We start from the raw sequence: 14,860 nt of genomic DNA, 5'->3' as shown, positions 1-14,860 counted from the left end.
ATAACGTAGTTGAAGGGTCAGATCATCTGTTTGCCAAACCCAGATTCGTACATTTTATTACAATTTGATGATATTCAAATTCAACCCATTAACGAGAAAAGCATCCCTGCCGCTGCCCTGAATAGCTAAATTCAAGGACAACTGCAGGAATGCTATATTTTCGGAATTAAAATTACTCGTTTGTGTCCATCCACTGGAAGTGGAATGAACCTTCTTTGTCCACACGTTTGAATGTGTGAGCACCGAAGTAGTCACGTTGAGCTTGCAGCAAGTTTGCTGGCAAACGCTCTGTACGGTAGCTGTCGTAGTAAGAAAGAGCGCTGGAGAAGCCAGGTACCGGAATCCCTTGTTTTACAGCAGCCGCTATAACTTCACGCCATGCACCTTGATAAGATTCAACGATGTTTTGGAAGTAAGGATCCAAGAGCAGGTTTTTGAGTTCTGCATCTTTGTCATATGCTTCTTTAATGTTTTGCAAGAATTGCGAACGGATGATGCAACCGCCACGGAAGATCATGGCAATGTTGCCGTATTTCAGATCCCAGCCGTATTCATCGGAAGCTGCACGCATTTGTGCAAATCCTTGTGCATAGGATACGATTTTACTTGCAAACAATGCTTTACGCACGTTCTCAATGAACGCTTTTTTGTCGCCAGAGAATGCTTCAGTTGCTGGTCCACTCAGGATTTTGCTAGCTGCTACACGCTCGTCCTTCATGGCAGACAGGAAACGGGAGAATACAGATTCCGTAATCATGGACAATGGAACGCCGAGATCCAGCGCACTTTGGCTTGTCCATTTACCTGTTCCTTTTTGTCCAGCCGCATCCAGAATAACGTCAACCATTGGTTTTCCTGTTTCTGGATCGTATTTGGAGAAGATATCTGCCGTGATTTCGATCAGGTAGCTGTCCAACTCCCCTTGATTCCACTCGGTGAAGATCTCATGCAACTCTTCAACGGAAACGTTCAATACGGATTTGAGCAAGTGATAAGCTTCACCAATCAACTGCATATCTCCGTACTCGATACCGTTATGCACCATTTTCACATAGTGTCCGGCACCGTCTGGTCCGATATATGTGCTGCAAGCGTCATCGCCGACTTTAGCGGAGATCGCTGTCAGGATCGGTTCTACCAACTGATAAGCACTTTCCTGTCCACCCGGCATGATTGCAGGGCCTTTCAGTGCGCCTTCTTCACCACCGGATACACCTGCTCCGATGAAGCGGAACCCTTTTTCTTCCAGTTCTTTACTGCGACGTTGTGTGTCAGGGAAGTAAGCATTACCTCCGTCGATAATAATGTCGCCTTGATCCAGATGAGGAAGCAGTTGTTCGATCGTTGCATCTGTTGCTTTACCTGCTTGTACCATGATCAGAATTTTGCGCGGAGATTCCAGGGATTCCACGAATTCTTCAATGGTGAACGCACCTGTCAGGTTTTTACCTTCTGCTTCTTTCAGAAGATCGTTCGTTTTCTCCGGGGAGCGGTTAAATACCGCTACCGAGAAACCTTTGCTTTCAATATTCAAAGCCAGGTTTTTACCCATTACTGCCAATCCAATAACACCAATCTGTTGTTTACTCATTATGTCCTCCCAATACTCCATTATTTATATAGTAAGTTGAAACGAATGAATGGTTATAGATTATTGTACTGTTTTTTTCCAGTCCGCTGCAAATTTGTCCATACCTTGATCTGTCAGCGGGTGTTTGGAGATCTGTTCAATAACGGAGAATGGAACAGTAGCAATATGTGCTCCAGCCATCGCTACACGTGTAACGTGATCCGGATGTCTTACGGAAGCCGCAATAATCTGTGCATCCAGGTTATGTGTACGGAACAATTCAGCAATTTTGGTAACCAATTGTACGCCATCCTCAGAGATATCATCAAGACGTCCCAGGAATGGAGATACATATGTCGCACCAGCACGAGCAGCCAGAAGCGCCTGGTTCACAGTGAAGATCAACGTTACGTTGGTTTTCACACCTTTTTTGGTCAAGTAACGGCAAGCTTCAAGTCCTGCAAGTGTCATTGGCAATTTGATCGTAATGTTTTTGTCGCTGTTGTTAATTTTGATCAATTCGTTCGCTTGTGCAATCATATCTTCAGCAGTAAGGGCATCTGGTGTCACTTCCGCAGAAACGGACTCCACTTCAGGTACCAAACGCAAGATTTCTTCAATACGATCTTCGAATTTCACGCCTTCTTTGGCTACCAAAGATGGGTTTGTTGTTACACCAGACAATACACCGATTTTGTATGCTTTTTGAATATCTTCCACGTTAGCTGTATCGATAAAAAATTTCATGATTTAATTACCTCCAGATATAATTTTTTTATGGTTTAGAGATTCGCATTAACCGCCAAGGGTATGCTATTTGTAACTAAAGACTCCTGATCCGCTGGCTCATCAAACCACCAGTGGTGACCATCTTCTTCAAGCATAACATCTGATTCAGCCGGACCATAGCTACCTGCAGGATACAGGTGAAGTGGCAACAGATTTTCCTGGAATGCATCCAGAATGGGTTGCACCCACGCCCATGACAATTCTACTTCATCCCAATGGGCAAAGAATGTTGGATCACCCAGCAAAGCATCACGAATCAGATTCTCGTAAGCTTCCGCAAGGTCACCTTTATCCGGAGAAAGATCGATATGAACCGGTTTGAATTCACCTTTATTCTCAGGATCACTTGCATTCAGTTGCAATGTCATGCTCTGATCCGGACTCATCTCAATGACGAGCAGGTTTGGCTTGGAACCCTTGTTTTTCAGCACATTTGTCTGTCCTGAAGGTTCTTTGAATTCAATCACGATACGTGTTGATTTCTCCTTCATTCTTTTACCCGTGCGAATGTAAAACGGAACACCACGCCAGAAGAAATCATCAATTTGCAATTTGGCAGCAATGAATGTGTCATTCATCGTATTCTCGGCTACACCCGGTTCAGCAGCATAAGCATTGACCGGTTTACCTTGAATGCTGCCTTCTGCATACTGTCCACGGATGATGTTTGCGCCCACAGTTTGTTTTTGTAACGGCTGGATCGATTCCATAATGTGTTTTTTCTTCAATCCAACCTTTTCGGAAGTACTGTTGTATGGAAGCTGAATCGCCATCATCATGAGCAATTGCAACATATGATTCTGGAACATGTCTCGCACTGCACCAACATGATCATAATAGGATGCACGTTCTTCGACACCTACAGTCTCATTCGCCGTAATTTGCACATTGGAGATGTAACGGTTATTCCATAACGCCTTCATGATTGGGTTACTCTGGTGCAACGTCTCCAGACGCTGTACCATCGGTTTGCCCAAATAATGGTCAATCCGATAAATCTCTTCCTCCGTGAATGATTCGCTTAATTTGCGATTAAGGTCTCTGGCGGACTGCAGATCGTGACCAAATGGCTTCTCGATGACGAGGCGTTTCCAGCCCTCTGTGGAACCCAGCCCACTTTCTTGAATATTCTCGGCAATCGGTTCGAAAAATTCCGGACCAACCGAGAGATAAAACAAGCGATTGGACGGAATGCCAAGCTCAGCTTCTCTTTGTTCAACTAATCCCAACAACTTTATATAATCTTCCTTATGGCTTATATTCAATACACTGTAGCGGAAAGCTTTCACAAATGACTTCACAACTTCAGGATCCGCTTGGCGTCTGGAAAATTCATTTAATGATTTTTCCACTTGTGCCTGAAAGAATTCATCAGACCACTCTCTACGCCCCAGACCAATCAATGAGAAGGTTTCAGGAAGCTTCTGCTCAAGATATAAGTTATATAAGGCAGGATATATTTTTCTTTTGGCTAAATCGCCAGTAGCACCAAATAAAACAATGGTAGTTGGTTCCATCTCACCGTTCTCCTTCCAAGTAACTCTGGTTTCTTTGTTGTAGTTACACTATAATACGTTTTATAGCTATACAAGTAATTAATATATTTCACAGGAGCTATAGACCACATCTATGACTACAAATTACGAACTATATAAAGTCTTTTATTGGGCCGCCAAAACGGGAAGTTTGACACAGGCTGCGAAAGCACTGTATATCACTCAACCCAGCGTCAGTCATGCCATTAAGCAATTGGAAGAGAGCTTTGGTCTCACCTTGTTTTATCGAAATTCCAAGGGTGTAGCGTTGACACAGGAAGGTGCCAGTCTGTACTCCTATATTGAACAATCCCAGATTCTGATCTCACTTGCGGAAGAAAAAATGGCCGCACTGAAGAATCTCGACAATGGTGAATTGAGAATTGGTGGCAGTGACTCCCTGTTCAAGCATTACATGCTGGCGTATCTGGAGGAATTCCACACCTTGTACCCTAATATCAAGCTACATCTGAGTCATGGAACCACGCCGGAAGTCATTACCTTTCTGAAAGAAGGCAAGATCGATCTTGGTGTTGTTCGGATGCCCATTGTTGATCCACAGCTCGAAGTCAGGGAAAGCATTCAGTTGAAAGACTGTTTTGTAGCCGGGGAACGTTATGCTCAGTTGAAGGGTAAAGTCATGACACTTGAGATGCTTCTGGAGCATCAACTGATTCTCTTCTCCCGGAACAGCCGGGTTCGGATGGCTATAACTGAGTTGTTTAACAGCTATAATTACACGTTGAAACCTGAGATTGAGGTTGGTAGCGTTGATCTGTTGATTGAGTTTGCGCGTCGAGGACTGGGTATTTCCTATGTCACACGTGAGTTTATCTCCAAGGAGCTGGAGGAAGGTTCTCTCTTCGAAATTCAACTTGATGTCCCGCTGCCCCCTTCCCATGTGGGGATTATGACCAAACGCAATATGCCGATCTCTCTGGCTGCCAACAGGTTTATGGATCTCATTTTCAAATCCTGAGTGGTCACCATGTCAAAAGGTACAACAAAGAGCCCCACCATCCAGTATGGATGATGAGGCTCTTTGGCTTGCATAATGTATGTGTTTATCTAACGATTAAAGACTCACCAGATAGGACGCGTCCAATATAAGGGCAACCTTACCATTACCGAGGATTGTTGCTCCAGATAGATGGCTCATCGCTCCCAGATAAGTACCAAGCGTCTTAATAACGACTTCCTGATTGCCTATAATCTCATCTACAGCGTATGCTGCAATTTTGTCAACGGAACGCACGATCACCAGTGGAATGGTCTTAGATTTGCGGTCCGTTCGTGAATAGTTAAGCCTGTCGCACAGTCGGTGAAAAGGTACTATGCGTCCATGATTCAGGATCGCTTGTTGCCCCTGAATCATCTGAATATCTTCAGGTGAAATTCGAACAATCTCAGCAACATTATACATCGGCAAAATCAGCACACGACCCGATACTTTGACTAACAGACCTTTAATAATCGCCAAAGTGAGCGGTAAACGAATCGTAAACGTGGTACCAACACCCACCTCCGTATCAATATCAATGATACCGCTAAGCCGCCCGATCTGGCTGCGCACAATGTCCATTCCAACACCGCGACCTGATACTTCACTTACAGAAGAAGCTGTGGAGAAGCCGGGCTCAAATATGAGATGTACAGCCTCCTGTGTTGATAGACGTGCAGCCTGTTCCTCACTAATGATGCCTTTGCCCAAGGCGGAAGCCTTGATCTTCTCCCCATCGATACCTTTGCCATCATCCGAATACCGAATAACGACATGATTCTCTTCATGGAACGAAGTTAAGGTAATACGTCCCTTGGACGGCTTGCCTAACTCTCCACGAACCACTGCGCTTTCAATGCCATGATCAGCACTGTTGCGGATGAGATGAATTAGCGGGTCACTCAATTCTTCAATAATCATCCGGTCAAGTTCAGTCTCTCCACCTTGAATAACCAGTTCCAGATCTTTACCAAGCTTCTGCGCTAGGTCACGAACCAATCTCGGGAAGCGACTGAATAATTGATCAATAGGTAACATCCGTGTCTTCATTACACCTTCTTGCAGTTCCTTGATAACCCTGCCCATATGATCAGATACTCCACCAATACTCTGGATGAGTGAGGAAGACTCCTTACGCGCGCCCGATCCACTCAGATCTGCTAGGGATGTCTGATCAATTAACAGTTCACCGACCAAATTCATCAAATGGTCCAGACGTTCAACACTCACACGAACTGTAGGTTGAGCAGCTTTCACTTTCTCATCTGGCCCAGTTGTATTCAAGGCAGGCAAGCGCTGTTTCGTTTGCTCTGTTTCTGAGATTAATTCAAGTGGTGCAGAACCGGCTGCAACCTCATTGGATTCCAGCAGATATGGATCAATCTCCAGCATATGAATATCCGAGTCTGAAGACAGCTCTGCCTTAAGCTGCTGGGGATCCTTCGACGTTGCTACGATGATTATGAACTGACCATAATGATCATCTTCATTCTGCGCGCCCGGTTGACTCTCCATGAGCGATGTAGCGACAACCGTACCACAGATGTCCTCAATACGTTGGCGCAGAATATGATATCTGGCCGCTTTCATCATGCACTTCTGCTCCAGCACGATATGAATGGACAATAACTGCTTACCTGACACTATAGCCACCTGTGCCACAATCGATTCTGCTGATTGCAATTGAGGTACTTTAAGTTGCCCGACTACTGCCTGGGTCTGAATTAAATCCTTTATTTCTCGTACTACTGCTCGAAAATCTCCATAGGCTTCCCCACGTATGTACTGATCACGAAGTACCTTCATGGCGTCCAAAGAGCGAAACAATGTATCAATTAGCTCCGAAGTCATCTCCGGTTTTTTCTCCCGGACCCATTCAAGAGCATACTCCACTTCATGCGTGAGATCGCTTAATTCTCGGAAATCCATTGTGGATGCCGATCCCTTGATGGTATGAGCTGCCCGAAAAAGCGTCTGAACCAGTTCAACAGAAGGCGAGAGCTCCAATGCCAGTAAAGACTGATCCATACGTTCCAGTTGATCATTCAGTTCTTCGATAAAGATGTCACGGTAGGCAGACAAATCCATCATTCGTATATACCTCCCTAACCGCCCAATATTTCGTCCAGTTTCAAAATGCCCACAAGCTTGTCTTCCTGTTGACCCACACCATGGAATAAACCTTCACGGTTACGACCATATCCGCCGGTTGGCGGATGTATTTCCGAATATGTGGTTACCTTGTTCACGCGATCCACGATCAAGCCAATATATTCATCCTGATACCGAACTACGATAATTCGAGTTGCTCTGGTATCCGGTTCATCCGGTATACCCAGCAGGTTGCGCAGGCTCATCACACATACAACCTTGCCACGCAGATTAACTACCCCTTTGATCTCTGGACGGCTGAATGGGATATCTGTAATGCTGAGCATTTTAATAATTTCGTGAATTTCTTCGATTCGAATGGCGCAAGTCTCTGCACCTACCGACAGCTCAATATATTGTTCCTTCTGAAGTGAAGACATCGATTCACCCTCAATTCAATTTTATTAATTTGTTTTGAAGGCAGCTGCCGAATTCGCCAGTTCTTCCGCCAGATGTGCCAGAGACTGGCATGTTGCTGCCGTCTCTTCAGACGCTGCTGCGGATTCCTCACTGGAAGCCGAGATGGATTCAACAGAGCTCATCACCTCTGCGGCTTGGGCTGCTTCTTCTTCACATGCAGCAGCAATTTCGTTTACTTTCTGTGAAGAGTTATTGACCATATCAATAATCTGATCAAACGCCTGTCCAGTCATGGAAGACTGCTCAACACTGGCTGCTACGGCTTGCACACTTTGTCTCGTATTTTCCTGCATCGCTTTGATGATGGCTGTAATTTCTTTGGTCGCCTCGCTGCTTCGTTCTGCAAGCTTCCGGACCTCATCTGCCACTACGGCAAATCCTCGCCCTTGTTCTCCCGCTCGTGCCGCTTCAATTGCTGCATTCAGCGCAAGCAGATTGGTCTGCTCAGCGATATCGTCAATCACCTCAATGATGTCACCGATTTTACGAGAATCATCTTCAAGTTTGGTCATTTTCGTATTAACAGCTTGCATACCTTCCAATGAAGTCTGTACTACAAGTCCACCTTCACGTGCAGTCTTCACAGTGTCATTGGACAATTCAGCCGCTTCTTCGGCACTTGCAGCGACGGAGTTAATGGCAAGTGAAAGCTCCTTGAACAATTCGGAGATGTTTCCTGCCTCGCTGGATTGGCTTGTGCTGGTACTTGCGATTTCCTGTGTACTGGCCGAGATCTGTTCCGAAGAAGCAGCAACACTTTGGGAGTTCATCACGATATTGTTGATTAACTCTTTCAGGTTGTCGACCATACGATTCAGTGCTACGGCCAGTTGACCCACTTCATCTTTGCTGGAGATGTCTGATTTGAGGGTAAGATTACCATTAGCCACTTCCGTTGCCAGACCCAACATGGACATGAGTGGTTTCGAAATCGAGCGAGAGATGATATATCCAATGAGGATACTAAAGAGTACAGATGCGACCACCATAACAATCGTTACCGCAAATGCTGTGTTGTAAGCTTCTTCAGACTTGATGTTAGCTTGTTCTGCGAGGGTTACATTGAGGTTCACCAGGTCTGCGAGTGTTTGTACCACCTCATCGCCAGGAGGTTTCAATGTCGCTTTCAGAAAAGCGATAAAAGCGGCATCACCCTCTGATATCGCCATAGTCACGCCCTGATCATACAGTTTCATATAACTGTCGTACTGGGTATCTAATTTACGAAGCAGTTCCATTTCTTCCGGAGTAGTAGCAAGAGGACGGTACGTAGCAAGTCGCTCCTCCATGGATTGACGAATTGTAGCGATATTTTCAGTAATTCGGGTCTGTTCAGCTGCCACAGTTTCGTAGTTCAAATCACGCACGTTTACCCGCATCCTCTGATAATCAACCTGGGCCGAGGATAGTTCTCTGACCGAAATCAAATTGTTGTTATACATCTCTTGCATTCGTTCATTCGTACTTCTCAATGTTACTACGGAGTAGACCCCAAGCGCCGCAAGGATTATCGACACAATTAAAAATGCTGAGATAATCTTTGTTGCTGTTTTCAAGTTTCCAAACCACTTCATGTAATCTCCTCCTAGGCATCTTAGTGTCCAGTTATGTATATAACGCTATGTAAACCCTTCTCTTGGTCGCGCTCCAGACAACTTACGATCTATTTCGACATAAATATATTAAAACTGAATAGAAGATTTTTATTTATACAAATTTGCACTATTATGAATTTTTATTTTGGATATAAAGAATCTACTTTTTAATATTTTTTATACTTATTTCCTATCAAATAGTTATTACAACTTACACATATACGTATAATGAACAATTTTCATTGACATACACATACATCTCCATACAAACCTTCATGTAATATGGTATTCTTATATTTACACAAGAAACTGTATAGTTCATACGTCTAACACATATCATATTCCATCAAAAAAAATATTTTCTTTTAATGTTTTCATACCCATTTCATGACTTAAGTCTAATAAATGCACACTTATACTGAGTCCAATTTCCCATTAAAAAAAAACCAAACCTGAATCAACAAAGTTTGGTTTTGAAGCGAAAAACACACTCTTTAAATAACATAAAACCCATTTAAAACTAATTTTATGTGTTATATAACTGATCCAATTCCATTAAGCGTTCCTTAATCCTGTGCGGAATAATATCAAACAGATTATCCCATGTCATGAACATCTCCGGCTTTAATAGATATTCTTCGAACTCCATGGTAGGTACGAACGCTTTGGTCTTTAGATAACGTTCCACCTGAGCATCAATCTGTTCATTCGTTTCAAAATAACCTTGGAATAACTCATTCACAAGTAGCCCATCACATCCAGCTTCGGCACCTGCTGCACTATACAGGTTTGGCAATAACTCAAATACAACCGGAAGTGGTGAGAAAGCATGTTTGCCAGGCTGCGAGTACAGACATACATGATGTCCAACCACATTGACCCGTTCCTTCAACAATCCACGCAGAACCTTCCCATGAAAGCTCGCTTCACAGTCTACTACCTCTCCGTTATGACCCACATATATCCATACATGCTCCATTTCGTACAGATGTCCAATCTCATAATCCCACCAAATTGCATATTCAATTACATATTGTACTACCTCGGTCGGAAACTTAATGTCCCTTCTGAACGATGGTGAAGGCCCAGATTGATGTAACACAGAAATGCCAACAAAATCCGGATAAAAGGGTTCGTTTCTATCAAACATCAAGATAGGTGCATAACTCATTGCAGTTTCAAGTGTTTTCATTTCTGACATGTTCATTCATGAGTCCTCCGTTTTTGTTGGATGTTCATACTATACTAACAGAGAACGTAACACACTGACTCAGGCATTATGAATTTTTTTCTAATATAATGCCAACCCCTCCATGAACTTCATACAATAATCACATCGACACGTCAAAAAACCTGCAACTGTTATTCTCCAGTTACAGGCTCTGTACTTATATAATGAATAAGGAATTTTGAATTATGATTTCAGCTTATCGGATGGTGACACGGACGTCTTGGAAGGCGAAGTCGATTGATCAGAAACCTGCGTATCACATCCTATTGGAGGGCCCAGAATGGCATCATTTTTAATGGACGCAACGGCTTTGGCATACGCCTCTTCATCCAAACAGTACGCGCGGTGAGCCACTTCCGGCGGTGTAGCTGCCAAGAAATCCGCTCCAAACACAATATCAGGAGTTGGTTGATCAAAGATAGTTAATACATATACATCATCTGTCTCAGCAACAAACCAGTGAAACCAGCCTTTCGGAAATACCACAACCTGACCTGGTTTCAGACGATATGTCAATCGTTCACGCGTAAACGGATTGAAGACTGACGCTGTAACTTCACCGCTGATAACCACGATCATCTCCGTGACATTGGTGTGCCAGTGCGGCTGCACAATGATTCCTTTGCTTAAGTACACATTGAAGAAACCATTCGCAATGGTCGGCAGCTGTTCTCCAAACAACTGGGTTACATAGTTGCGTGAATCCCTCTGATAATTGACCACCGCATTGGAATCGGCAGCTAGCGGAACATTTGGAGCTTGCAAAATCGGATTCATCATACGATCATTTCTCCTCCTTGAGCATACATCTCATTGTTGTACTGTATGCCGGAGAGTAGAAAGATAATACCGATGACCTGTTATACATTCTTTTTCATCCGAAACTGCTGGTTTCTTGTATCTTGTCTTAAGGAGCTAGACTTGGCCAGGGAATCTGCCTCCAGCTGCAATGCCTTGGGGTGATATGCGATCAATCTGCTTCATCTCTTCATCCGTAAGCGAAACTCCTAACGCGCCTAAGTTCTCGTGAACTCTATCCAAATTACGGGTCCCCGGAATCGGAACGATATGTTCTCCCTTTCCAAGTAACCAGGCTAGAGCAAGTTGAGAAACCGTGCATCCTTTTTCCTTAGCCATCTCTTGGATCAATCCAACAACCTCCAGATTTTTCTGAAAATTCTCACCTTGAAAACGCGGATAGTGACGACGATAATCGTCTTCCGGCAAATCATCTATAGATCGGATCTGACCAGTCAGGAAGCCACGTCCCAATGGGCTGTATGGAACCAAGCCAATGTTCAATTCATGCAGGACAGGCATAATCTCATCCTCAAGTTCTCGACTCCACAAGGAATATTCCGTCTGCAACGCTGTAATCGGATGAACAGCATGTGCACGACGAATGATCTCTACCGGCGCCTCGGACAAACCAATATATCGAATCTTCCCCTGTTGAACCAGATCGGCAAGTGTACCTACCGTCTCTTCAATGGGGGTATTCGGATCAGGACGATGTTGATAATAGAGATCGATATAATCCATTCCCAGGTTGTAGAGACTCGCATCTACTGATTTTTTGATGTAGGCTGGATCTCCCTTGGGACCCTGTGTGTGCGTAATACCGAATTTGGTGGCAACAACAACGTCAGATCTTCGGCCCTGAAGCGCACGCCCAAGCAGTTTTTCATTCCCTCCAAATCGCTGTTTTTCATACTCTCCGTACAGATCCGCCGTATCAAACATAGTGACTCCTGCATCCAATGCACCCTGAATGGTATGTACCGATTCGTCATTATCCGGCATCATCATCACACCCAGGCCGAGCCCAGATATACGTAATTTGTCATTGCCTAACGTTCTTGTCTTGAGCATGAGGCTCCCTCTTTTCATATTAAAATAGAAACGATAAATAGCTACGTTGAGCTTAAGTTCATTCTATTTCACTCCCGAGACCCCAACCACACTCCGTGTATGCTAGTAAAGAAATTACTAGTCTATTCAACCTTCTACATGACAACAGGAACATAAATACAGCAATGAATGCCTGATTGGCTGTTCAGATTATTCATGGAATAGATATCGTACGCATGTACAACACCATCTGCCCGATCCGTCGTTTCAAGCAGCACACGATTGACTTGTTTTAATTCGACTTGGTGCAGGTTCCAGATCGTTCGGAAGTCCACACTTTCTTCACTCAATTGTTTCACGATTCTGGCAAATTCGGGGTCACTCGGATACTTATCATAATACGTACGGAAAACAGCTACCGAGTGCCGCGCGAATTCCTCCCAGTTGTGCATACGCTCCCTGAGCGTTGCATCTAAAAATAAAATCCGCATCATTAAACGCTCATTCATATTCATCGACGAGAAGTTAAAGAGGTTCGTATCAGCTGCTTCATTCCAGGCAAGTACCTCAGACCGTTCATTAGTTATAAAGGAAGGATGAGTTAACTGGCCAATAATGCTCTGCCAACCTGGCTCCAGCTGTGAATACGAAGCAAGGAATTCATGTTCCGTATTCGGGTCCCATAAGTCAAACAGATGACTCTTCTCTTCCGGCGTTAACCGGAGCGCGTTCGCTATACTTTGCATTACTTCTCGTGAAGCTGCTAACTCCCTACCTTGTTCAAGCCATGTGTAGTACGTTGCGCTGACACCAGCCAGTACCGCTACTTCTTCCCGCCTTAGCCCCGGTGTTCTTCGCTGTCCATATGATCCTGACAATCCAACTTGTTCCGGTTGAATGCGGCTTCTCCGTGATTTCAAAAACTCACCCAGTTTTTTGTTACGGCTCATACCTGTATCCATAGACATCGTTCCTTTTTATAAAAGTATTCAAGCCTATTCGACTCTATCCCAAAATGGTAGTCTCTGAATGACTTTGATATAATTCATCTATTATTAGTTCTGCAGAATCCTTGGTTTACAAGTAGCTTAGCATCGAATGGTGCAGAACGAAAGGAGCATAACGTGATCCCCAATATTGGAGATGTGTACTGCGTGTACGCCGAAAAATTACAACAATACACCGCCTGCCAGGTAATTAGGCTGAAAGAAATGGAAGGTAAACCTTCCGACACGCTTGCCTCTGTTCTTCAGTTGGATTGGACAGGTGATCAACTGCCTAATGAAATGCAGCTTCATCAGATGAAACCACTGATCTGTAATTTCTATTTCTGGCATGATCGACTTGCCCATAGTTTCGTGAGTGCTAATGTTCCTTCACAGTATGTGCTTGCAGGCAACATCCCTCCTCTCTACACCGAGGAAACGAATACGTATGGTGGAGGCTGGCCAATCGGAGAAAGTCTCTATCTCCAGCGCGAATGGGAACGTATCGATGCGCACCGAAGAGCACAGTTCAAACAAGCCGCGGATGATGACACACAAATCATGGTTGGCGATCGTGTAATGCGAAGCAGTACGAGTACACTCCGTGAATTCAGCCCAAAGTCTGCCGAAGAGGTAGCCGAACTTGCAAAGCTGCCTTGTCTGACACATATTGAAATGGATGGGTACTCGGAATCAATCTTTCCATTTATAGAGGAAAACCCGTTCATTAATGAACTTCATCTCTCTAATCATGGTCAAACAAAACTGGATATCAGCAGGAGTCACCTGACCAACCTTATTGTGGATGTCAGCGGGTTGAAGGAGTTAATTTTGAACTCAAAGATGAAGAGTCTGAATTTCACAGGTGAGCTGTCTCCTGGTATGCATATTGTGGCGCATGAAGACGGTAAATGCATCACTCTCAATGTTCCATCAGGCCTGCCACAGGTTACGGGTATCTCACGACTTGAAGGTCTGTATATCAGAGAGATCACGGAACTCAATCTGGAGCCACTTGTGCAGTATTATCCTGAACTTTCAGAGTTGCGATTTTGGGGTAAACCCGGCAAGGTATCCCATATAGAATCGATTCAGCACTTGGCGAATTTGCAAACATTTACTACATATGACCTGTTCGGCTTCAATGGTGAACAATTCCCTGATCCAGAGCAACTTCCAAAATTGGCTACGCTGTGGCTAACCAGCCTGCCTGCCGATGCAGCCAAATCGATCAAAACAAAATATAAAAAATCCGCTAATTCAGGCCTTGATATCGAGATCACCAAAGCACGCAAACCGGAGTGGCTTGCGGAGAACCTGAACAATCCGTTTCGGGATTGGGATGGGCGTGACCACATCAAGGCAGCTCACGCAAAAAAAGCAGCTCAATTGTACAAGCAGTGCTTAAAGGAAATCCGTCAATTAAGTCAAGTCTCCATCGATCAGGAGTCTCTACACAAACAGCTCGTCTCCATGGTTGAGAACTACACACAGACCTTCAACAAGATGGATGCCAAGGCCGGCTTTATTGAAACTGTTGAGCGGGAAGAAATTTATGTTGTTCTAACGGAGTTACTGAATCAGTTACAGGAGAATTTGGAACTGCGTCAAGATGATTTGATTAAGGTCAATCACGAGGAATTATATGAGGTATTTGATCGTTTGAGGGATTTCTAGTTTACGCAAAAAGGGTCCTGTTATGAATATTGCAGGACCCTTTTTAGTATGAATA

The 14,860-nt window shown here is 44.2% G+C and carries 12 protein-coding genes; 2 read left to right on the top strand and 10 right to left on the bottom strand.

What is annotated here, in order from left to right; genetic code table 11:
- Positions 1-172: 172 nt before the first annotated feature.
- From gndA to zwf, 3 genes are read right to left on the bottom strand one after another with little or no spacing between them, the layout of a single operon-like run.
- Positions 173-1,591: an NADP-dependent phosphogluconate dehydrogenase gene (gene gndA / locus IFU39_RS01805; protein WP_105599284.1), complete on the bottom strand. Its 1,419-nt coding sequence runs from the start codon at positions 1,589-1,591 to the stop codon at positions 173-175.
- 60 nt (positions 1,592-1,651) lie between these two features.
- Positions 1,652-2,317 carry a fructose-6-phosphate aldolase gene (fsa, locus tag IFU39_RS01800; protein ID WP_091020607.1) on the bottom strand — a complete coding sequence of 222 codons (666 nt, stop codon included), beginning with the start codon at positions 2,315-2,317 and terminating at the stop codon, positions 1,652-1,654.
- Positions 2,318-2,352: 35 nt separating this feature from the next.
- Complete coding sequence (zwf, locus tag IFU39_RS01795; protein WP_091020609.1) at positions 2,353-3,876, bottom strand: glucose-6-phosphate dehydrogenase; 1,524 nt, start codon at positions 3,874-3,876, stop codon at positions 2,353-2,355.
- A gap of 112 nt (positions 3,877-3,988) precedes the next feature.
- Here zwf and IFU39_RS01790 point away from each other — a divergent pair, with 112 nt between their 5' ends.
- A complete protein-coding gene (locus tag IFU39_RS01790; RefSeq protein ID WP_036672843.1) occupies positions 3,989-4,873 on the top strand; it encodes a LysR family transcriptional regulator in 885 nt (294 codons plus the stop codon).
- 96 nt (positions 4,874-4,969) lie between these two features.
- On the opposite strand, the gene IFU39_RS01785 is transcribed toward IFU39_RS01790, so the two are convergent.
- From IFU39_RS01785 to IFU39_RS01755, 7 genes are all read right to left on the bottom strand, one after another.
- Positions 4,970-6,985 carry a chemotaxis protein CheA gene (locus IFU39_RS01785; RefSeq protein WP_105599285.1) on the bottom strand — a complete coding sequence of 672 codons (2,016 nt, stop codon included), beginning with the start codon at positions 6,983-6,985 and terminating at the stop codon, positions 4,970-4,972.
- A gap of 14 nt (positions 6,986-6,999) precedes the next feature.
- The gene (locus tag IFU39_RS01780; RefSeq protein ID WP_105599286.1) at positions 7,000-7,425 is read right to left on the bottom strand and encodes a chemotaxis protein CheW; all 426 of its coding nucleotides are present in this window, start codon (positions 7,423-7,425) and stop codon (positions 7,000-7,002) included.
- A gap of 24 nt (positions 7,426-7,449) precedes the next feature.
- Positions 7,450-9,039 carry a methyl-accepting chemotaxis protein gene (locus IFU39_RS01775; protein WP_105599287.1) on the bottom strand — a complete coding sequence of 530 codons (1,590 nt, stop codon included), beginning with the start codon at positions 9,037-9,039 and terminating at the stop codon, positions 7,450-7,452.
- A gap of 547 nt (positions 9,040-9,586) precedes the next feature.
- Positions 9,587-10,267 (bottom strand): hypothetical protein, encoded by a 681-nt coding sequence (locus IFU39_RS01770; protein WP_105599288.1) that lies wholly within the window; start codon positions 10,265-10,267, stop codon positions 9,587-9,589.
- A 207-nt stretch (positions 10,268-10,474) separates the two neighbouring features.
- Entirely contained in the window at positions 10,475-11,071 is a 597-nt protein-coding gene (locus tag IFU39_RS01765; RefSeq protein ID WP_105599289.1) for a cupin domain-containing protein, read from the bottom strand.
- A 135-nt stretch (positions 11,072-11,206) separates the two neighbouring features.
- Entirely contained in the window at positions 11,207-12,163 is a 957-nt protein-coding gene (locus IFU39_RS01760) for an aldo/keto reductase (protein ID WP_223199726.1), read from the bottom strand.
- Positions 12,164-12,297: 134 nt separating this feature from the next.
- Positions 12,298-13,110, bottom strand: coding sequence for a helix-turn-helix transcriptional regulator (locus IFU39_RS01755; protein WP_105599291.1), 813 nt, complete (start codon positions 13,108-13,110; stop codon positions 12,298-12,300).
- Between the two features lie 156 nt (positions 13,111-13,266).
- On the opposite strand from IFU39_RS01755, the gene IFU39_RS01750 reads away from it, so the two are divergent.
- Entirely contained in the window at positions 13,267-14,805 is a 1,539-nt protein-coding gene (locus IFU39_RS01750; protein ID WP_105599292.1) for a hypothetical protein, read from the top strand.
- Positions 14,806-14,860 lie beyond the last annotated feature (55 nt).

Origin of the sequence: Paenibacillus sp. CFBP 13594, assembly GCF_014842675.1 — a bacterium.
Lineage (GTDB): Bacteria > Bacillota > Bacilli > Paenibacillales > Paenibacillaceae > Paenibacillus > Paenibacillus amylolyticus_B.
This window is presented reverse-complemented; position numbering and strand designations above follow the sequence as displayed.

Bases quoted from the DNA above. Each gene is read 5' to 3' on its own strand.
- IFU39_RS01755 (WP_105599291.1), bottom strand. From the start codon at position 13,110: ATGTCTATGGATACAGGTATGAGCCGTAACAAAAAACTGGGTGAGTTT.
- zwf (WP_091020609.1), bottom strand. From the start codon at position 3,876: ATGGAACCAACTACCATTGTTTTATTTGGTGCTACTGGCGATTTAGCC.
- IFU39_RS01785 (WP_105599285.1), bottom strand. From the start codon at position 6,985: ATGATGGATTTGTCTGCCTACCGTGACATCTTTATCGAAGAACTGAAT.
- IFU39_RS01765 (WP_105599289.1), bottom strand. From the start codon at position 11,071: ATGATGAATCCGATTTTGCAAGCTCCAAATGTTCCGCTAGCTGCCGAT.
- IFU39_RS01780 (WP_105599286.1), bottom strand. From the start codon at position 7,425: ATGTCTTCACTTCAGAAGGAACAATATATTGAGCTGTCGGTAGGTGCA.
- IFU39_RS01770 (WP_105599288.1), bottom strand. From the start codon at position 10,267: ATGAACATGTCAGAAATGAAAACACTTGAAACTGCAATGAGTTATGCA.
- IFU39_RS01775 (WP_105599287.1), bottom strand. From the start codon at position 9,039: ATGAAGTGGTTTGGAAACTTGAAAACAGCAACAAAGATTATCTCAGCA.
- gndA (WP_105599284.1), bottom strand. From the start codon at position 1,591: ATGAGTAAACAACAGATTGGTGTTATTGGATTGGCAGTAATGGGTAAA.
- IFU39_RS01760 (WP_223199726.1), bottom strand. From the start codon at position 12,163: ATGCTCAAGACAAGAACGTTAGGCAATGACAAATTACGTATATCTGGG.
- fsa (WP_091020607.1), bottom strand. From the start codon at position 2,317: ATGAAATTTTTTATCGATACAGCTAACGTGGAAGATATTCAAAAAGCA.
- IFU39_RS01790 (WP_036672843.1), top strand. From the start codon at position 3,989: ATGACTACAAATTACGAACTATATAAAGTCTTTTATTGGGCCGCCAAA.